Below are 18,452 nucleotides of genomic sequence, written 5' to 3'. Positions count from 1 at the left end.
CGGGAACATGGAACCCGGCGTCCCGCTCGCCGCCCGTCGTGTGCGCTACGCGCTCGCGGTACTGGTCGCCGGCGTCGTGCTCGTCGCCTCGGTCGTCGAGACGGGCGGCGGGGCGCGTACTCTCGGCCCGTTCGGTCTCGTCGGAGCGGACAAGTGGACCCACGCGGTCGCCTACGCGGCACTGACGGCGGCACTCGCGTACGCCTCGATCGAAGACGGTCGCAGCCGGCTGGCGCTCGCGGTGGGTGTGGCCATCGGCTTCGGCATCGCCGTCGAACTCCTCCAGTGGCCGCTTTCGTATCGGACGGCGAGCGTCGCCGACGCACTCGCGGATGCGGTCGGTGCCTGCCTCCTCGCGCTCTGTTGGTGCTGGCTCGCCCGGTTCGTTCGGTTCGTCCCGGTCGACGAGCCCGACTCAGTACGGTGAGCGCGCCGTGGTCGTCAGGGTACGCGCCCGCTCGCGAGCCGGACGAACCCGAGCGCGAACTCTTCGGTACCGTACTCGGTCGTATGGGCTTCGAGCGGGCGGCGCGCGGCAGCGACGCGCCTGTCGAGCGATCGCCACGGCGGATTCGAGTACCGCAACTGCGTGGTCGGCGGCGCGCTCGCAGCGACGAACAATCGGAAGGCGGCGTCGAGCGGTTTCGCGCTCGCACGGGTGCTGCGGGCGGCGTCGAGCAGCGCGATTCGTCCACCGGAACGGACGAGCGCGAGCCAATCCTCGACGACGATTGCAGGTGTTTCGAGCATGCCGACGACGAAACTGGCGAAGAGTGCGTCGACGCGCTCGACCGGCGGTGCAGTAGCGTCGCCGTGAACGAGATGGACGTTCTCCCAGCCCTCGGCCGCCACGCGCTCACGAGCGCGATCGAGCATCCCGCGCGTGAAATCGACGCCGACGACCGTTCCCTCCGCACCGACCGCCTCGCGCAGGTAGGGCAGGTTCGCGCCCGTGCCACAGCCCATCTCCACCACCCGGTCCCCGGGCGAGAGGTCTAGACTGCCGACGGCGCGTTCGCGCCACGACCCGACTCCGGGAAGGGTGGCGATAGCGTCGTAGAGGCGTACCCAGCGGCCGTAGAACGCCTGTGCCTCGCTCGCTCCTGAATCGGTCATACGAGGTCGCGCACGCGGGCGGCGGCGTCGGCGGCGCTCGACGCGAGCAGATAGACGTTGGCCTCGACGCCGAATCCCCCGGTGTGGTAGAGCGCGTCCGCCCCGGCGGCGTCGACGGCGGCGATGGCGTCGGCAGGGTCGCGTTCGCCGTCGAACTCCACAGTATGAAATCCGATTTCTTCGAGGCGTTCGACGAGCGCGGGGTCGTAGCGGAGGTTGAGCGCGGCGCGGGCGTCGCTGCCGGCTTCGCGCGCGGCGAGCAACACGCCCGCGACGTGGCCCGACACGCCGAATTCGGGGTCGCCCGGCACGGTAGTACGACCCTTCACGTCGAAGATGCGACCGGGTACGCCCGCCACGTCGTCGATTCCCGCCGGGCCGGGCACGCACTCGACGAGATTCGAGCCGACGTTCGGGATAAGTCCCACAAAGCCGCTCGTGGTTTCGAGCGTGCCGACACCCCGCCGAACCGACGAGCGGGCGCGTTCGGCCGCCCGGAGGCTGCTGTCGGGGTCGTGGACGTCGAAGCCCTCGTACTCCGTGAGTCCGGGCACCGCCGCGGCGTGCAACTCGGCGAGCAGGTCGTCGCGTTCGAGCCGACGGATCAGGATCTCGATCTCGACGAGCGCGCCGACGCTCGTGAGTTCGTCGTTGGCGAGGCCCTCAGCGAGGTCTTCGGCGAGACCGGCGACGCGCTCGTCGCCGAGCACTCTGTCGTTGCGCGCGACCTCGCCGTGGGCGTATTTGGAGACCGCCGACTGGCTGATCCCGAGGATATCCGCGACCTCGCTCTGGGTGAGGTCGTGCTCGCGCAGGCGCTCGGCCAGCAGCGAGCGGAAGGTGGGCAGGAACTCGTCGACGACGATCTCCTCGACGAACTTCATCGCTCGTCGTCCTCACCGCTCGCTCGCCGGTCGTTGCTCTTCCTATCGGGTCGCTGACTCCCCCCGAACTCGTCGTCGCTGCCGATCTTCGAGGCTTGCGGTCCGCGCTGATCCTGATACTTCGAGCCGCGCTCGGTTCCGTAGGACACTTCGGCGGCGTTTTTGAGTTCGGTGAAGATGACCTGTGAGATCCTCATTCCTGGAGAGAGGGCGACGGGCGCAGTGCCGAGATTCGAGAGTTCGAGGGTGACCTGCCCGCGATAGCCGGGATCAACGATGCCCGCAGTGGCGTGGATGACGACCGCCAGCCGTCCGAGCGAGGAGCGGCCCTCGACACGCGCGATGAGGTCGTCGGGCACGTCGACCCGTTCGACGGTCGTCCCGAGCACGAAATCACCGGGATGGAGGATGAACTCCCCGCCCTCATCGACCACGGTTTCAGTAACGTACTCGTCGACCTCGTTTTCGGAATCGGGGTGAATACACGGAATGTTCGTCCGCTGGAATTCGAGGAATTCGCGGCCCAACCTGAGATCGACGCTCGCGGGCTGGATCTGGAGATCGGGGTCGGCGAGTGGCTCAATGAGGAGGTCGCCCTCGTCGAGCCGCCGGCGGATGTCCCCATCGGAGAGTATCATACAGCGAGAGGATGCCGGGAGCGGCCTAACGCTTTCCGTCTGGGGCTGGCGGTCACAAGCACAACCGTTTCCCGCCGGCCGCCCCGGTCGATGATATGTCTGATGTAGGTTTCGGTCCGCCGACCGACCGCGCGCGCGTCGGCTGGTGGGCGTTCGTGTTGGTGCTCGCTCTCGCCGCAGCGTTTCTCGCCTACTCGTTCGTCGAGATACTGGTTCTCGGGATCTTCGGCTACTACGCCACCCGTCCCATCTACCGGCGACTGGCCCATCACGTCGACCGTGATGGACTCGTGGCGGGCATCACCGTGCTGGTGGTCGTCGTTCCGATTCTCCTACTCGTGGGCTACGTTGGCTTTCACCTCTTCCAGCAGGTTCAACAGGCAGTCGGCGGCGGCTCCGCGGTCGCGTTCGGCCCCCTCGACCTCAGTTCGCTTCCGGCCGCACAGCGCAACACGCTGACGACCCTCATCCAGAATCCGGGCCAGTTCGTCGACCAGCCCCAGCAAACGCTACAGACCGCTCTCAGTGTGGGTGGACAGATACTCGGAGCCGTCTTCGGGACGCTCGTCATGGTGGCGCTCTCGATTACGCTCTCGTATTTCCTGTTGCGAAGCGACGACGCCATCGCCGAGGGGTTCCGGGAACTGGTCGGCGGCCGGGACACCACCGCGCACGCCTACGTCGCGGCGGTCGATACCGACCTCGAATCGGTATTTTTCGGCAATCTCCTGTTCGTCGCCGTCATGTCCGCCATCGCGGCGCTCGCCTACTGGGCGACGAATCTCCTTGCGCCCCAGGGACTGGCGGTTCCGATGGCGCTCGTGCTGGCCGTTCTCACTGGTGTCGCCAGTCTCATCCCGCTCGTCGTTGGCAAGGTCGTCTACCTCCCGGTCGTCGCGTATCTCGGCTTTCAGGCGATGCAGGCGGGGAGCGGTCTCCCGTTCGTCGGCGGGGCGTTGGCGGTGTATTTCCTCCTTCTCGACATCCTGCCCCAGACGTTCATCCAGCCGTATATCACTGGAAGACAGCTCGACATGCTGGTACTCATGTTCGCCTACATCCTCGGTCCGACCCTCTTTGGCTGGTATGGATTCTTCCTCCTGCCAATCGTGTTCGTCGTGATGCTCGAAGCGCTCCGCATTCCGATTCCGGAACTCGTCCGGGGCGAGCCACTCACACAATCAGTATCACTCGGCGAGGACGTCGGAACCAACCCGCAGTCCGTACGCGACGTCGAGAACGGCGATGACGCTGCCACCGAGGACTGAGCATCCACGTCGAACTCGGGCTCCCAGATGTCGAACGACCGCTACGGGTCGCTCTCCGGGTAGAATTTTGCGAATGGAAGCGGAAAAAGGCCGTCAGCGCGGAACCTGTGGCTCCTCGTCGCGTCTGGTGTCGCCGCGGCGGTAGCGGTCGAGCCGGCGATAGCCCGTTATCCGGCCGTCGTCGTCGATATCGAGCGCGTAGCGCCCGATGATGTCCTGGGTGTCGGGCACCGAACTGCGCTCGACGATCTCGGTGAGCGCGCGCCAGCCTTCATCGTCGCGCTCGATCTCGACGATGCCGTCGAGCGGGCGGCCGATGAGGTCGCTGGCGGCGTTGCGGACGTGATTGCGGATCTCGATGATGCCGACGCCCGTGCCGTCGCTTTCGGGCGCGTCCTCGCGGCCCTCGGTCTCGCTACTCTCGCCGTCTCCGCTCTCGCTGCTTTCGTTTCCATCGCCCTCGTCTCCGTCGTCCGAGACGCTTTCGAGACGCTCGTCGATGGCCTCCTTCGCTCCTTCCCTGTTCTCGCCGTCGGCTTCGGCCTCGCGCAGCGCTTCGAGCGCCTCGGGGTCGTCCATTCCGTCGAGTTCGTCGCGCAGTTCGTCTATCGTGTGCTCGCTCGGGTCGAGGTCCATCGTGTACTACTTGTTTCGGGTTCGATATATAAATTGCCGCCCGGTGCCCCGCCGCGGCGTCTTACTGCTCGGCCTCTTGTTCCTCTTCGATGCGGACTTCCGGCTCGTCGGGTTCGGGCTGGGTCATCGGCGAGGTGCCCAGATCGAGGTCCTTCAGTTCCTGGAGGTCGCCCGATTCGGACGCCATCTCCAACTTCGATATCTCCTTGCCGTAGTGGAGGAACGTATCGACCGAGGCGACGACGATGCGGGCCTCCACGGTGAGGATCTCGATACCGACGACCGACACCCGCGCCCAGATGTCGATGACGATTCCCTTGTCGAGGATACGGTCGAGCACTTCCGCCAGACTGTCGCTCGATGGTCGTGCACTCATCGTGATTTCTCAAACCCCGGCCACTATAATATCCTTTGGGCCAGCAGAGGCAGGCATCGGTGGTCTTGCACGTGCCGGCGACACGCCTATTAGCGCGACCGTCGAACCGGGCGCATGGTGCGCGGTACGCACACACTCTCATCATGAGCGAGAACCTCTACGCCTACGGTGTCGTCGAGAACGACGAGTTCGAACTCGACGTCGATGGCGTCGCCGGGGCCGAACGGGTCTACACCGTGAGCCACGGGCCGCTCGCGGCGGTCGTCAGCGACATCGACACGATGGACCCGGACCTCTCGGACGAGAACGCCCGCGCACACGACGACGTGTTGCAAACGGTGTTGCTCGACGGCGGGGGGCGCACGGTCGTCCCGATGCAATTCGGCTCGGTGTTCAAGAACGCCCGCACCCTGAAGAACGTTCTTCGGGGTGGGCGGCGCGCGTTCACGAAGTCGCTGCGCGAGGTCGACGATCTCGCCGAGTTCGGCGTCAAACTCGTCGCCGACGAGGACGCCACGGTGGACGCAGCGGAGATCCGGGCGGCGGCGAGCGAGCACCTCGCGGCGGCGAGCGTCGGCGAGGAGGAAAACGACCTGTTCAGCGACCGACTCGTGATGAACCACTCGTATCTCGTCGACCGCGACGAGAGAACGAGATTCGACGAGGCGATCGACGCCATCACCGACGACTACGGCGATGTCCTCACGGTCCAGTACACCGGGCCGTGGCCGCCCTACAACTTCGTGGACATCGAGATCGGGACCCAACAGTAATGTTCCTCGTCGACGACATCCTGCTGCGGCCGATCATCACCATCGGCAACGTCATCCACTCGATGGCCATCGAGGAGCTGTACGACGTCGAGGGGATCCGCGACGAGATCAAGGAGAATCGACTACTGTACGAGATCGGCGACCGCTCGGCCGAGGAATACGAGCGCCGCCGGGAGGAGTTGGAGACCCAACTCGACGTGGCACGCGAGGCGCGCGAGACGCTCGACAACAGAGTGGAGGTCAAAGGACAATGACAGACGATCAAAAGGACAGCGGATTCGTTCGCACGGTGCTCACGGGACTGTTCGAGACCCTCGCCGAGATGGACGAGCGCGATCAGTCACGCCGGTCGAAGAGCGCGAGCGCACAAAGCGGCGACACGCGCTTCGATTACGGTCTCAGCGTCGGCATCGGCCCGCAGGCCGAGACCACGACCACCGACGAGCGCTCGCCGGCGGCCGACACCGACCACGCAACGACGGTCAATCCCACCGAGGCGGGCTGTACCGTCACCGTCGACCTGCCCGACGTCGACCCGCGCGAACTCTCGGCGGGCGTCGACGGCGAGAGACTCGTGGTCGCCGACGACGAGGGCGTCATCGAGCGCGTGTCGCTGCCTCACGAGGGTCTCGCGGTCGAGGACGCATCGTTCAACAACGGGGTTCTGGACGTGCGCCTGCGCGGGGAGCGGCGATGAGCGACGACGATAGCGAACGGATGGCCGAGGCCGCCGAAAAGCTCGATTCGGCGCTCGAAGGTTCGAGTGGTGAATCCGAGACCGAAGCGGAAAGCGGTGGCGAGGACGGGGGAAGCGAGGAGACGGGCGACGCCGATCTGGCGGGGTTGCTCGGTCGCGCCGAAGCCGACATCGAATCGCTGCTCGGCGTGTTGAGTGGCGAGGAGAGCTACGAGGAGGTCAAAGAGGACGTCGACGACCTCGTCGACGTCATCGAGGAGACCGAGGAGTTGCTCGGGACCATCGAGGTGTCGGAACTGCCCGATGCGGTCGATCTGAGCGAACTGCCGAGCGCCATCGAGGGCGAGGACGTCCCCGAGGCGATCGCGAACGCCGACCCGGAGCGGGCGGTAGACCTCACGCGGCTGGCGTCGCTCGTCGAGTTCAGCGAACTCTGGGACGCCGTCGACGTGCGGGCGTTCATGCAGAACAAGGACGAACTCGAAAACGCCACCGACGACGTGACCGACGAGGAGGACACCGACGGCAACGAATCCGATCTGTTCGGGTCGTCGGATGACGACTCGGAGAGCGACGACTCAATCGGCGAGACGCTCCTCGAACAGGGGGAGGCCAAACAGGCCGCCATCCAGTCCCAGCTCAGCGATGCGGTCGAGGAGTTCCGCGAGAGCGCCCTCGACGCCCGCGACCAACTGAAGGAAGCGCGCGATACGGCACAGGAGAAAGTCGAGGAGAAGACCGGCGGCGGGACCGGCCAGCCCTCCTCGCGAAGCCCGACGGCCTACTCGACGATGGTGTCGGGCTGGAACTCGGGTGGCTGGTCGTCGGCGAACTTCTCGACGGTACCTCAGAGCACGCAACATTCGAGCGCGCCGGGCCATTTCCGCATCTACGGACGGCGCTTCGACGAGCGAAAGGACGAGAATGGAGGTGAGAGCGATGAGTAGCGGTGGCCCGACCAGACAGTCCGACAGTCTCGCGGACGTCGTCGAGATGCTGCTCGACAAAGGGGTCGTCATCAACGCCGACATCGTGGTCTCGATCGGCGATACCGAACTCCTCGGCGTGCAACTTCGGGCGGCAATCGCCTCCTTCGAGACGGCCGCCGAATATGGACTCGAATTCCCCGAGGGGACCGACATGCGCCGCGTCGAGCAGGCCTCGGACCGGAGCGAACTCGAAGACGACGACACGGTCACCGTCGAAGGGGGGAACGAAGAGAGCGAGGAGGAACTCGACGACGGCGAACAGTCGGACACCGACCGCCAGTCAGCCCCCGAAATCGGCGCGCGACCGAACGCCGGCGCGCGTGCGGGACACACCGGAACCGCCGACGATTCGGACGAGGACGAACAGGATAGCGAGGACGCCGACGCGGAGTCGGAGGACGATGACGACGATTGACGTCGACGGCGACGAGGCGCGCGACGGGCTGATGACGCTCGTCGTCACCGTCGTCGAACTGCTGGTGGACGCGATGGAGCGCGAGGCCATCCGGCGGATGGAGTCGGGCGAACTCACCGACGCGGAGATCGAACGCCTCGGCTCGCAGCTCGCCGCGCTCGAAGAGGAGATCGAGGGCATCAAACGGGACGAAGGCATCGAGAGTTCGGTCGACGACCTCCGGGGTGAACTCGATGGATTGGTCCGAGATCTCGTCGAGCGCGCCGACGAACCCCGGCAAGGCCAGGGAGGTGTCATCGAGTAATGTCCGAGACCGACTTCGACGAGGGGCGCTATCTCTACTGTGCCGTGTCCCTCGACGAGGAATCGAGCTTCGAGGAGACGGGTGTCGACGACGAACCCGTCAGGCTGCTCGCGGTCGGGGAGATCGGTATCGTCGTCCACGACTGCGAATCGCTGTACGACACCGCCGACATGGACGAACTCAGGAGGTGGGTGCTCCAGCATCAGGGCGTCGTCGACGCGGCGGGCGAGGCGTTCGACACGCCGATTCCCTTCCAGTTCGACACCGTTCTCACCGGTAGCGACGACCGCGTGCACGAGTGGGTCGACGACGAGCACGAGACGCTTTCGGAGTACCTCGATAGCCTCTCGGGTCACTGGGAGTATCGCGTCGAACTCCGGCGCGACGAGGACGCCCTGGAGGAGGACCTCACAGCCAGCGACGGCCGGCTCGCCGAACTCGACGAGGAGATCGAGGCGGCGGGGTCGGGAACGGCGTTCATGCTCGAAAAGCAGTACGACCAGCGACTCCGCGAACTGCGCCGCGAGCGCCGCAACGAGCGTGCAACGGCACTCGGCGACCGACTGGCCGAGTTCGCCCGCGAGGTGAACGAACTCGGCGAGCGCACGACGCTCGACGACGAATCGAACGAGGACGACGGCATGGCGACACAGGCCAGATTCACCGTGCTCGCGCCCGACGACCGCGAGGAGGCGATGGGCGAGATGCTCGACGAGGTGGCCGCCGAAGCGGGGACCGAAATACGGTTTACGGGTCCGTGGCCGCCGTACTCGTTCGTCCCGGAAATCGGGGGTGAGGATGGAACCCAGACGGGCGGATGACGACGTCATCGTCGATCTCATCGACGTCATCCTGCGGGACGGGGCGGTCATCGAGGCCGACGCGATCATCTCAGTCGCCGACATTCCACTGGTGGGACTGAAACTCCGGGCGGCGCTGGCCGGCATGGCGACGATGACCGAGTACGGCATCTTCGAGGAGTGGGACCGCGTCCAGCGCCAGCGCGCACTCGACGAGGGCGAGGCGAACGGCGAGAACCGAGTGGAAAGTGGCGACGGCGGCCGGTGACCCGTCGATGACCCGGTGCGCTTGCCGGCCGCACCTATAAGTACCGCGACCGCAACCGTGCTCCCATGAGTGACGCAGAATCGGCGTCGGCCGAGAACGGAGATGGGGCGAGCGAAGGGTCGGACGAGAGCGGGTCGTCGGCGTTCGTCGAGAGCCTCCGGAGCGGACTCGGCGAGGGGTTGCTCGACGGTCTCGGCGGCGACGGCGACGCGGATTTCGAATCCGTCGGGCGCGAACTCGGCGAGCAGGTCGGCCGGTTGCTCGGCGAGGCGCTCGGCCGGCAACTCGACGAACAGATCCGACGGATGAAAGAAGAATCCAGCGGTGCGGACGGCGAGGAATCGGCCGAGGAAGAATCCGACGACGAGAACGAGGAATCGAGCGGGAACTCACCGGACCCAACCGAGATGTCCGACGAGGAGCTCCAGTCGGCGGCCGAAGAGATCAGTGGCGAACTCGAAGAGCGAAGCGCGTAGTATCGCCGGCGTTCATCGTCCGTTTTTCGTCCGTCGTCGACCACAGTCAGTCCGATCGTCGTTCTCTGTAAGGTGGGTGGCTGAGTTAGCAAGGTTCAGCTATTTAAGCGAGGGCTGAGCAAGATACTACTCATGAGTCCCGGTAGTGGAGACGATAGGACGCTTTTCGACGGGGGAAGGCCACGCACGAACAGGATACTCGCCGACGGCGGTGAAAGCGACGACGGAGAGAGAGAAGATGAGGAGTCCGAAGGGACAGAACAGGACGGCGAGTCCGACGGAAGCGGGGAGTCGTCCGACGAAAGCAACGGGAACGAAAACGACGAGACCGAGAGCGGCGACGAGTCGGCGGGATCGGAAACGGGCGAACCCGAAGAGACACGTGAGCTAACGGTTATCGTCGAGGACGAGAGCGGGGAGGGCGTTCAGGGTGCCACCGTTTCGGTCGAAGGCAAGGACGAGGACACGGAAGCCGACGAACAGCAGGCGACCGGAGCCAACGGCGAGGCGAAGTTCCTCGTCGACGACGGCGACTATATCGTTGCCGTCGATACCGACGACGGGAGCGCCGAGGACCAACTCAGCGTCGAGAGCGACGAGGAGACCACACTCACGATAGTCCCGGACGAGGAGAGCTACGAGCTGACGGTCACCGTTCAGGACGAGGACGGCGACCCCGTTTCGGGGGCGTCCATCACGGTAGAAAGCGAGGACATGGGTCTCATCGAAGGGTTTCGGACCCGTCCGTCGGAGGCCGAAACCGACGCCGGCGGGCAGGCCGCTTTCGAGTTGGTTGAGGGGCAGTACACGGTCACAGTCGAGGCCGACAACGAAAAGAGCGATCGAGCGCTCGAAATCGATGGTGGTGACGAGGAGACCACGCTCACCCTCGATGTCACGGAGGAAGACGAAGAGGAGGACGGTCGCCGGGGACCGAAGGAGGCCGAGGGCGAGGTCGACGAGGATGAATCCGCGAGCCACGGCACGTCACGCGGCGCGACGGTGCTGTACCTCGACCTCGAAGGGCTGTTTTTGGACCTCCTCGGGCTCGAAGTCGACCTTCACGAGGTCGTCCTCGACGTGCGAGCGATCACCGGACCGGGAAAGCTCCTCGGGAACCTGTTGTCGGCGGTTGCGAACCTGTTGAGTCCGCTGTCGTCGCTGCTCAACCGCCTGCTCAACACCGTCTTGAACCTGCTGAGCTACATCACCTCGCCGCTCAAGTGGCTCTGGAACCAGCTCAAAAAGCCGTTCAAGTGGGCACGCCGCATCGGAACCCGGATCGCAAACGTGCTCTCGACCCCGGTCGGCTGGGTGAAAAGCGCCGCGAGTCGTCTCTGGGGGGTGCTGACGGCTCCGGTCCGCTGGCTCCGTGGAGGCCTCGGCAACGAGGAGTCGGACGGTCTCCTCCCCTCACTGCCGGAATCGACCGCGGAGCGATGGCAGCGCATCAAGGAACGACTCCCATCGCTGCCGTCACTGCCATCGCTTCCGTCGCTTCCGTCGTTGCCATCGTTCCCGTCGCCATCCAGCGTGCTTTTCGGCGCGGTGAACAGCGTCCTGGACGGAATTCTGGGATTGCTCGGTGAAGACGGCGAAAGCGACGAGGAACGGGACGACGAGGACCGAGAAGGCGAATCGACCGACGAACAGGATGGGGAGAACGACCAGGACGAGTCGTCCGGTATCGGGAGCCGTGTCTCGGATGCGGTGCCGGACTCGGACCGCCTCACGCAGGCGACGACGGACGCCTTCGACGAGCTCTCCGGAGACGAGGACGAAAGCGACGAATCGTCGACGCGGTCGGTCGGCCAGCGAATCGGAGAGATGGCCGGTCGACGGCTCGGGAAGACGATTTCCGGAGTCCTTTCGAACGATTCCGACACCGAGGAGACGGCCTGAGATGACCGGAACGGAGCCGACAGCGACGAACGGAGACAGCACGACGACCCACGAAACCCCAACCACAGCATGAGTGATAGTTCTCTCGCCGACAACATCGACACGGAACAGCTACTCGAAGACATCGACATCGAAAACGTGCTCCAGCAGGTGGAGTTGTGGGAGCTACTCAAGCAACTCCCGCTCGAAGCGATACTCGGCGGGTTCGGCGCGGCCGCCGGCGGCGAGGTCGGCGCGATACTCGGCCGGAGGGTCGATGCGACGCTTGGCACCGGCGAGAACGACTCGGCGGACGAATCTAGTAGTAATGAAGGCGAGTCCACGGGCGACACCGACGACACCGACACCGAGGAGGACACGGACGAGAGCGCCGAAGCGAACGAGCACTCGACCGACGGCGAATCCGAGACGGACACCGACAGGCCGGAGACGCGCGAGGAGTTGGAGGAGCTGTCCTACCGCGAACTCCAATCGCTCGCGGCGGAAACGGACGTAAAGGGTAACATCTCGCAGGAGCGGATGATCGAGGAGCTTGCCGAGGAGTTCGGACTGGAAGACGAGTGAGTCGAACCACAACCGTCTAGCCGTCGAGTGCTGTCAGACGAAACCTCTAGTGTGAACCCCGAGTAGCCAGCCATATATCCACACCAGCCTGTCTTCGGCCATGAAACAGGCCATCGTCGCGCGCACCGACATCGGGATGGGAAAGGGCAAACTCGCCGCACAGGTCGCCCACGCCTCGTTGTCGGCCTACGAGGACACCGGTTCGCGCGCACGGACCGAGTGGAAGGGGTCGGGTCAGAAGAAGGTCGTTCTCAAGGGCGACAGCGAGCGAACACTGTTCGAACTCGCCGATCGCGCCGAGCGCGAGGGTCTCCCCCACGCCATCATCCGCGATGCCGGTCACACGCAACTCGACCCCGGCACGGTGACGGCGCTGGCGGTCGGGCCCGGCTCCGACGAGAGCATCGACCGCATCACCGGCGATCTGTCGCTGTACTAGAACACACTTTTTCTGTGCTACGAGACGACGAAGCCGTTTCGGCATCACAGGAGAGCTTCTCTCTCGAACGACTTCGTTCGTGCAGACCCCGCGCGCTCTCCGGCCGGAGGCCGGATTCACCGCGCGCCACCGCCTCCAATTCGGACTTCTGTCCAAAGGTCTCTACCGAGAAATTAGATTCTCGGGCGACCACAACGCACTTACTGATACCCGTCGGAACGCGGCCATGAGGAGGATTCGCCGATGCGGGTAGTCATCGTCGGGGCGGGCGACGTCGGTACGTACATCGCCGCGGACCTCGCCGGGAGCCACGAGATCGCGGTCGTCGACACGGACGGCGAGCGCGTCGCCGAACTCGAATCCACACTGGGGGTGACAGCCATCGAGGGCGACGGGCGCTCGCTCGAGATCTTGGAGGCGGCGGGCATCCGCGAGGCCGAGGTCGTCATCGCCAGCACCGACGACGACGCGGTCAACGTCATGGTCTGTGGCGCGGTCAGGAACATCGCCGACGCCTACACCATCGCGCGAGCGAAGTCGGCCGACCTCTACGAGACGTGGCAGACCTACGACGCCGCGCTCGGCATCGAGCGCATGCTTTCGGTCGACCGGCTGACCGCCGCGGCGCTCGTTCGAACGGTGGCGCTGCCCGGCGCGCTCGCGGTCAGCACGTTCGCCGACGGCGGGGTCGAGATGGCGGAGTTCGAACTCGGCGAGGAGAGCGAACTCGTCGGCAAGAGCGTCGCCGAGGCCGACGAGTTCCCGTCGCTGACGTTCGCCGGCGTCATCCGCGACGGCAACGTACTCATCCCGAGCGGCGAGACGGTCTTCGAACCGGAAGACCGGGTGGTCGTCATCGGCAGTCCCTCCAGCATCAGGCGGTTCGCGCGACGGCTCGCGCCCGAGGCGACGCTCGACCCCGAGGACGACGTCGTAATCGTCGGTGGCGGTGCGGTTGGCACCCACATCGCGGAAATCCTCGAAGAGCGCGGGTACGCTCCCCGATTGATCGAACACGACCCCGACCGCGCCGAGGCGCTTGCCGAGAGGCTCCCGGGAACGACGGTCGTCGAGGGCGACGTGACGACCGCCGGCTTCCTCACCGAGGCGGACATCGACGAGGCCGACCTGCTCGTCGGGACGCTTGACGACGAGACGAACTACGTGCTGGCGCTGTTGGCCAAAAACCTCGGCGTCGCCCACACGGCCGCCATCGTGAACGAATCGGAGTACGTCGACCTGTTCGAGGCCGCGGGCGTCGATGTAACCATCGAACCGCGGGCGGTCGTCGCCAGCGAGACGACGCGCGCGACGCAGGACTACGCCGACGAGGCCGCGACGCTCGAACGCGACAGCGCCGAAGTGCTCGAAATCACAGTACAGAGCGACAGCGTGCTCGCTGGCGAGTCCATCGCCGACGTGGCACACGACCTCCCGGATGGGTTCGTCATCGGTGCGGTCGTCCGTGACGGCTCACTCAAGACGCCCCGCGGCGGCACGGTCGTGCAGGTCGGCGACCACGTGGTCGCGTTCGTCGACACGGACGTATTGGACGACGTCGCGGCGGCACTGTGAGTAGCAGTCCCGAAAGCGGGCAGACGATAGACGAGGATCGGTGATGCGCGAAGCGCAACCCAGCGAACGGGCGGTCGGCATCGACTGGTATATTAGCGAGAGCGACGGCACCGGGGGACGGCTCCGCGCCCGCCCATCGGATTTCCGGGTGTGCGAACTCGAAACACAGGGGTTCGAACCGCTCGATGTCGACACGGACGCCTACCCCCACCTCGTCTTTCGGGCAACGCTCGAAAACTGGGACACGAACGACTTCGTGAGCACGCTCTCCGGTCGGTTGGAGATGAGCCGCGAGCGCATCGACTGGGCAGGCACGAAGGACAAGCGCGCCGTCAGCACCCAACTGTTCTCCGTGCGCGCCGAAAGCGACGCCCTCGATAACGTCGAGCTGCGGGGAGCGACCATCGACCCGGTCGGGCGCGCCGGTCGCGGGCTACGGTTCGGCGACCTCGCGGGCAACGCCTTCGGGATCGTCGTCCGTGATGCCGACACCGAGCCAGTAGAGGGGATAACCGCCGCTCTCCGGTCGTTCGGCGGCAACGGTGGGGACGCGAGCGGCGATGGCGATATCGTGGGCGTGCCGAACTACTTCGGCCAGCAGCGCTTCGGTTCCTATCGACCGGTGACCCACGAGGTCGGGCTCGCCGTCGTCCGTGGCGACTGGCGCGATGCCGTATTGGCTTATGTCGGCCGCCCACACGAGAGCGAACCCGACGCGACCCGCGAGGCACGCGCGTTCGTCGATCGCGAGGCCGCGGCGGCAGGCACGGCGGACTGGGCGGCGGCGCTCGATGGCTATCCCAAGCAGTTGGGCTTCGAGCGCTCGATGCTCCACCGACTGGTCGAGAACGGTGGCGAGAGTTCGAGTGACTTCCGTGCGGCGCTCGAAACCGTCCCGTCGAACCTCCAGCGACTGTTCGTCAACGCCGCCCAATCCTACGTGTTCAACCGAATCCTCTCCGCACGTCTCGATAACGGTCTTCCGTTTCACCGGGCGATCGCCGGCGACGTGGTCTGTTTCGCCGACAGCGAGGCTCCCAACGGACTCGCCCTCCCGGACCCCGACAGGAGCCAGCGAGTGAGTGAGAACCAGGTGGCGACGGTGAATCGTCACGCAGAACGGGGACGGGCGTTCGTCACCGCGCCGCTCGTGGGCACCGAAACAGCACTCGCCGACGGCCAGCCGGGCGACATCGAGCGGGCGATCCTCGACGAGGAGGGTATCGATCCTTCGATGTTCGATCTCCCTGGTGAATTCCACTCGACTGGCACCCGGCGGGCGATACTGCTCACGACCGAACTGTCCATCGAGGACGACCCGCTCACCCTCGACTTCCGGCTGCCGAAAGGGTCGTACGCGACCGTGCTCCTTCGGGAGTACCTGAAGAGCGACCCGGTCGAACTGGGCTGAAGCGACCGGCTTATCCGCCGGCGTGCGCGAATCGTGACATGGAGTGTCGGCGGTGTGGGTCGCGGCTCGACCGGGCCGGCGACTTCTGTCTGGTCTGTCACAACCCGAACGTCGATACCGTCGTCTGTGAACTGGGCCGCGAGCGCGCGAGCGTGACAGGACTGTTTGAGGGTGAGCGCGTCGGGACGTGGACGGTGACCACCATACCCGAAGAGGGCGAGAACGAGAAGCGCGAGCGCCGGAACTTCGCTGGACGAGTCGCCGACGAGGTACACCGCAAACGACCCGAGGAGGTGTACGCGACCGGCGAGCGCGAGGTTCTCAGGACGCTGCGCGCACAGCTCCACTACGACCTCCGGCGGATCGCAAATCCGGGTGAGGACGCCGTCGAGACGGTGCTCTCCCGGAGTGAGGAATCACCACTGAAGGTGGTCGAGATCCCACCACGGAAAAAGCTCGGTGGGAGTCACTCGACGCTCGTGGGCGGGCGCACGGGCAAGACGGTGGTGGCGATCGCGACCGACCATCCCCACGTCAAGAAGGTGATTCCGGGGCCCATCGAGTCCGGGGGGCGCGGTTCTAGAACTGGGGTCCGGGCGAAGGCGACCCGCGCCGACGGGAGAGGGAACGTCAGACTGCTGGTGCGTGACGGGTCGAGCGTCCAGGAGGTGCGGGTCGTGACGACCGCCGCCGACCGTGCGCAGGGCGAGCGGGTCCGCGAGGACCTGAACCGTGCGCTCGCCGAGGAGGGGGTTCGGGACTGAGTCCAACACGAAGGGTTTTACTCACTCACCGTCGTAGCGTGGCTCACTATGGGTACTGAGAAAGTCGGGAGCGCCGGTCGCTTCGGCGCGCGCTACGGTCGCGTCGCACGGCGACGGGTCGCCGAGATCGAAGCCGACATGGAAGACGACCACGCTTGTCCCGAGTGCGAGGAGAGCCGCGTCGAGCGGACCGACACGGGCATCTGGGAGTGTGGCAACTGTGGGTACGCCTTCGCCGGCGGGGCCTATCGCCCCGCGACGCCCGGCGGGCGCACCGTCGAGCGCTCGATCCGAGCGGCGCTCGCCGACGAGGGCAGCGAGGACGAATGAGCTACAAGTGCTCGCGGTGTAAGCGCGACGTCGAACTCGACGATTATGGTGGGGTGCGCTGTCCGTACTGCGGTCATCGGGTGCTGCTGAAGGAGCGCAGCCGCGACGTCAAAGAGATACCCGTCGAGTAGTGCGCCACGAGAGTTCGTTTTCACTAGAGTACGACACCGCGAGCGCCGCTGCGACGGTCGAGCGGAGCCTCGAACCCGAAATCGGCGACATCGAGGGCGAGCGCACCGCGGCAGCGCTGTCACGCGATGGAAAGACAGTACGAATCGACATCGAGGCATCCGACCTCGTGGCGCTCCGGGCGGGCCAGAACACGTGGCTCTCGCTGGCCGGCGTGGCCGAGCGGTCGCTGGCTGCCGGGCGAAGCCTCAGCGAGTAGCGCCGGCCTCACCCCCTGATGGCGAGCGTTTATGAATCCCTGCACTGAGGAGGGCGTATGCGATTCGTCGAGCTGTCCGTCCCGACCGACGAACGAAGCGCGATCCTCGAGGTTCTCGACGCGGAGGACGTCGACTACGTCGTCACCGACGACGCCGGCGACAGCGACCGCTACGCGGCGGTGGTGGCGTTCCCGCTCGCCCAGGACGACGTCGAACCGCTGCTCGACCGCCTCCGCGAGTGCGGCGTCGGCGAGGACGCCTGGACGGTCGTGCTCGACGCCAAGACCGTCGTCTCCGAGCGTCTCGCCGTCGAGGGTCGTGACGACCGGGAGGCACGTCGAGGACGCATCGCGCGCGACGAACTCCGGACGGCGGCCGCGGACCTCGCGCCCGAACGCTCCGAGCGCTGGTCGTACGTGGCGATGACGGTGGTGAGTTCGGCCGTCGCCGTCGTCGGCCTGCTCCAGAACTCGGCGGCCGTCGTCGTGGGGTCGATGGTCATCGCCCCGCTCATCGGACCGGCGATGGCCGCCGCCACGGGAACGGTCGTCGACGACCGCGGGTTGACCGCCCGCGGCGTCGCTCTGCAGGTGCTCGGTCTCGGGCTTGCCGTCGCGAGCGCGGCGGTCTTCGCGGCGGCCGTGCGGTTCGTCGGGCTGGTCCCACCGGGGACCGACATCACGACGATCCCGGAGGTCCAGAGCCGTCTCGCACCCGACTTTCTGTCGTTAGCTGTCGCGCTCGGCGCGGGCGTCGCCGGAGCCATCAGCCTCGCAACCGGGGCCGGCGCGGCGCTCGTCGGCGTGATGATCGCGGTCGCGCTCATTCCACCCGCCGCGACCGTGGGACTCGGCATCGCGTGGGGCCGGCCGCTCGTGAGCCTCGGTTCGGGGGTGCTGGTCCTCGTAAACGTGCTCTCGATCAACCTCGCCGCGCTGGTCGTGCTCTGGGCCATCGGCTACCGACCGCAGGCGGGCGTCGAACTCGATACGGTGCGCGAGCGACTCCGCCAGCGCGTCCGCGTGCTCGTGCTCGCGCTCGTCGTGCTCTCGGCCTTTCTCGCTGGCGTCACCTACCTCACCTACCAGTCCGCACAGTTCGAACGGCAGGTCGAGACCGAGGTCGACGGAATGATGGATCAAGAGGCCTACGCGGCGCTCGAACTGCGGGACACGTCGACCGGGCCGAGCGAGACGACCATCGCCTTCGACGAGGTGGGTCTCGTCGCCGGCGGTCCCATCGACGTCTCCGTGACGCTCGACCGGCCGGCGGGCACCACCCATCCACGGTTCGCCGCGGCCCTCGACCGTCGGTTGACGCGGGCCACCGGGCACAACGTGACCGTCGAAGCGCGCTTCGTCGATACCGCCCGCACCGATTCGGGTCGACCCGCGACGAACGCCACGGGGTCGCCGGCCCGACGCGGACTGTCGTGATA

Annotated in this window: 26 protein-coding genes; 21 read left to right on the top strand and 5 right to left on the bottom strand. The window is 66.2% G+C overall.

What is annotated here, in order from left to right:
* Nucleotides 1-7 precede the first annotated feature (7 nt).
* The gene (locus ACP97_RS13805) at nucleotides 8-427 is read left to right on the top strand and encodes a VanZ family protein (protein WP_049998370.1); all 420 of its coding nucleotides are present in this window, start codon (nucleotides 8-10) and stop codon (nucleotides 425-427) included.
* A gap of 14 nt (nucleotides 428-441) precedes the next feature.
* On the opposite strand, the gene ACP97_RS13800 is transcribed toward ACP97_RS13805, so the two are convergent.
* The 3 genes from ACP97_RS13800 to dcd are packed head-to-tail and all read right to left on the bottom strand — an operon-like array spanning nucleotide 442 to nucleotide 2,638.
* Complete coding sequence (locus tag ACP97_RS13800; RefSeq protein ID WP_049998369.1) at nucleotides 442-1,116, bottom strand: class I SAM-dependent methyltransferase; 675 nt, start codon at nucleotides 1,114-1,116, stop codon at nucleotides 442-444.
* Nucleotides 1,113-2,000: a thiamine-phosphate synthase family protein gene (locus tag ACP97_RS13795; RefSeq protein WP_049998368.1), complete on the bottom strand. Its 888-nt coding sequence runs from the start codon at nucleotides 1,998-2,000 to the stop codon at nucleotides 1,113-1,115. The genes ACP97_RS13800 and ACP97_RS13795 overlap by 4 nt, the downstream gene beginning before the upstream one ends.
* The gene (gene dcd / locus ACP97_RS13790; protein WP_049998367.1) at nucleotides 1,997-2,638 is read right to left on the bottom strand and encodes a dCTP deaminase; all 642 of its coding nucleotides are present in this window, start codon (nucleotides 2,636-2,638) and stop codon (nucleotides 1,997-1,999) included. The genes ACP97_RS13795 and dcd overlap by 4 nt, the downstream gene beginning before the upstream one ends.
* Before the next feature lie 95 nt (nucleotides 2,639-2,733).
* Between dcd and ACP97_RS13785 the strand changes: the two genes are divergently transcribed.
* The gene (locus ACP97_RS13785) at nucleotides 2,734-3,906 is read left to right on the top strand and encodes an AI-2E family transporter (RefSeq protein WP_049998366.1); all 1,173 of its coding nucleotides are present in this window, start codon (nucleotides 2,734-2,736) and stop codon (nucleotides 3,904-3,906) included.
* Between the two features lie 93 nt (nucleotides 3,907-3,999).
* Here ACP97_RS13785 and ACP97_RS13780 read toward each other — a convergent pair whose 3' ends face one another.
* Both ACP97_RS13780 and gvpA read right to left on the bottom strand, forming a co-directional pair.
* On the bottom strand, nucleotides 4,000-4,542 hold the full coding sequence (locus ACP97_RS13780) for a gas vesicle protein GvpO (protein WP_049998365.1): 543 nt from the start codon (nucleotides 4,540-4,542) through the stop codon (nucleotides 4,000-4,002).
* 61 nt (nucleotides 4,543-4,603) lie between these two features.
* The gene (gvpA, locus tag ACP97_RS13775) at nucleotides 4,604-4,918 is read right to left on the bottom strand and encodes a gas vesicle protein GvpA (RefSeq protein ID WP_049998364.1); all 315 of its coding nucleotides are present in this window, start codon (nucleotides 4,916-4,918) and stop codon (nucleotides 4,604-4,606) included.
* Between the two features lie 143 nt (nucleotides 4,919-5,061).
* Here gvpA and ACP97_RS13770 point away from each other — a divergent pair, with 143 nt between their 5' ends.
* The 19 genes from ACP97_RS13770 (at nucleotide 5,062) to ACP97_RS13680 (ending at nucleotide 18,450) form a co-directional block, all read left to right on the top strand.
* Nucleotides 5,062-5,691, top strand: coding sequence for a GvpL/GvpF family gas vesicle protein (locus tag ACP97_RS13770; protein WP_049998363.1), 630 nt, complete (start codon nucleotides 5,062-5,064; stop codon nucleotides 5,689-5,691).
* On the top strand, nucleotides 5,691-5,945 hold the full coding sequence (gene gvpG / locus ACP97_RS13765; RefSeq protein ID WP_049998362.1) for a gas vesicle protein GvpG: 255 nt from the start codon (nucleotides 5,691-5,693) through the stop codon (nucleotides 5,943-5,945). Before ACP97_RS13770 ends, gvpG begins: the two co-directional genes overlap by 1 nt.
* Nucleotides 5,942-6,388, top strand: coding sequence for a gas vesicle protein GvpH (gvpH, locus tag ACP97_RS13760; RefSeq protein WP_049998361.1), 447 nt, complete (start codon nucleotides 5,942-5,944; stop codon nucleotides 6,386-6,388). Before gvpG ends, gvpH begins: the two co-directional genes overlap by 4 nt.
* Entirely contained in the window at nucleotides 6,385-7,335 is a 951-nt protein-coding gene (locus tag ACP97_RS13755; protein WP_049998360.1) for a hypothetical protein, read from the top strand. The genes gvpH and ACP97_RS13755 overlap by 4 nt, the downstream gene beginning before the upstream one ends.
* Nucleotides 7,328-7,792, top strand: coding sequence for a gas vesicle protein GvpJ (gene gvpJ / locus ACP97_RS13750; RefSeq protein ID WP_049998359.1), 465 nt, complete (start codon nucleotides 7,328-7,330; stop codon nucleotides 7,790-7,792). The genes ACP97_RS13755 and gvpJ overlap by 8 nt, the downstream gene beginning before the upstream one ends.
* Nucleotides 7,779-8,096 carry a gas vesicle protein GvpK gene (gene gvpK / locus ACP97_RS13745; protein WP_049998358.1) on the top strand — a complete coding sequence of 106 codons (318 nt, stop codon included), beginning with the start codon at nucleotides 7,779-7,781 and terminating at the stop codon, nucleotides 8,094-8,096. Before gvpJ ends, gvpK begins: the two co-directional genes overlap by 14 nt.
* Nucleotides 8,096-8,917, top strand: a complete 822-nt coding sequence (gene gvpL, locus ACP97_RS13740) for a gas vesicle protein GvpL (RefSeq protein ID WP_049998357.1) — start codon at nucleotides 8,096-8,098, stop codon at nucleotides 8,915-8,917. The genes gvpK and gvpL overlap by 1 nt, the downstream gene beginning before the upstream one ends.
* Nucleotides 8,895-9,164: a gas vesicle protein GvpM gene (gene gvpM, locus ACP97_RS13735; RefSeq protein ID WP_049998356.1), complete on the top strand. Its 270-nt coding sequence runs from the start codon at nucleotides 8,895-8,897 to the stop codon at nucleotides 9,162-9,164. Before gvpL ends, gvpM begins: the two co-directional genes overlap by 23 nt.
* 65 nt (nucleotides 9,165-9,229) lie before the next feature.
* The gene (locus ACP97_RS13730) at nucleotides 9,230-9,640 is read left to right on the top strand and encodes a hypothetical protein (protein ID WP_049998355.1); all 411 of its coding nucleotides are present in this window, start codon (nucleotides 9,230-9,232) and stop codon (nucleotides 9,638-9,640) included.
* Nucleotides 9,641-9,772: 132 nt separating this feature from the next.
* A complete protein-coding gene (locus ACP97_RS13725; RefSeq protein ID WP_049998354.1) occupies nucleotides 9,773-11,542 on the top strand; it encodes a carboxypeptidase regulatory-like domain-containing protein in 1,770 nt (589 codons plus the stop codon).
* Nucleotides 11,543-11,611: 69 nt separating this feature from the next.
* Nucleotides 11,612-12,106, top strand: coding sequence for a hypothetical protein (locus tag ACP97_RS13720; RefSeq protein WP_049998353.1), 495 nt, complete (start codon nucleotides 11,612-11,614; stop codon nucleotides 12,104-12,106).
* A 100-nt stretch (nucleotides 12,107-12,206) separates the two neighbouring features.
* Nucleotides 12,207-12,545 carry a peptidyl-tRNA hydrolase Pth2 gene (pth2, locus tag ACP97_RS13715; protein WP_049998352.1) on the top strand — a complete coding sequence of 113 codons (339 nt, stop codon included), beginning with the start codon at nucleotides 12,207-12,209 and terminating at the stop codon, nucleotides 12,543-12,545.
* Between the two features lie 243 nt (nucleotides 12,546-12,788).
* Entirely contained in the window at nucleotides 12,789-14,120 is a 1,332-nt protein-coding gene (gene trkA / locus ACP97_RS13710) for a Trk system potassium transporter TrkA (RefSeq protein ID WP_049998351.1), read from the top strand.
* 43 nt (nucleotides 14,121-14,163) lie between these two features.
* Entirely contained in the window at nucleotides 14,164-15,531 is a 1,368-nt protein-coding gene (truD, locus tag ACP97_RS13705) for a tRNA pseudouridine(13) synthase TruD (RefSeq protein WP_049998350.1), read from the top strand.
* A gap of 38 nt (nucleotides 15,532-15,569) precedes the next feature.
* Entirely contained in the window at nucleotides 15,570-16,295 is a 726-nt protein-coding gene (locus ACP97_RS13700; protein WP_049998349.1) for a DUF2103 domain-containing protein, read from the top strand.
* 48 nt (nucleotides 16,296-16,343) lie between these two features.
* Entirely contained in the window at nucleotides 16,344-16,625 is a 282-nt protein-coding gene (locus ACP97_RS13695) for a 50S ribosomal protein L37ae (RefSeq protein ID WP_049998348.1), read from the top strand.
* The gene (locus ACP97_RS13690; RefSeq protein WP_049998347.1) at nucleotides 16,622-16,756 is read left to right on the top strand and encodes a DNA-directed RNA polymerase subunit P; all 135 of its coding nucleotides are present in this window, start codon (nucleotides 16,622-16,624) and stop codon (nucleotides 16,754-16,756) included. The genes ACP97_RS13695 and ACP97_RS13690 overlap by 4 nt, the downstream gene beginning before the upstream one ends.
* A complete protein-coding gene (locus ACP97_RS13685) occupies nucleotides 16,756-17,013 on the top strand; it encodes a KEOPS complex subunit Pcc1 (RefSeq protein ID WP_049998346.1) in 258 nt (85 codons plus the stop codon). The genes ACP97_RS13690 and ACP97_RS13685 overlap by 1 nt, the downstream gene beginning before the upstream one ends.
* Nucleotides 17,014-17,070: 57 nt before the next feature.
* Nucleotides 17,071-18,450: a TIGR00341 family protein gene (locus ACP97_RS13680; RefSeq protein WP_049998345.1), complete on the top strand. Its 1,380-nt coding sequence runs from the start codon at nucleotides 17,071-17,073 to the stop codon at nucleotides 18,448-18,450.
* Nucleotides 18,451-18,452: the final 2 nt, after the last annotated feature.

Source organism: Halococcus sediminicola, from assembly GCF_000755245.1.
In the GTDB taxonomy this organism is placed as follows: Archaea; Halobacteriota; Halobacteria; order Halobacteriales; family Halococcaceae; genus Halococcus; species Halococcus sediminicola.
This window is presented reverse-complemented; position numbering and strand designations above follow the sequence as displayed.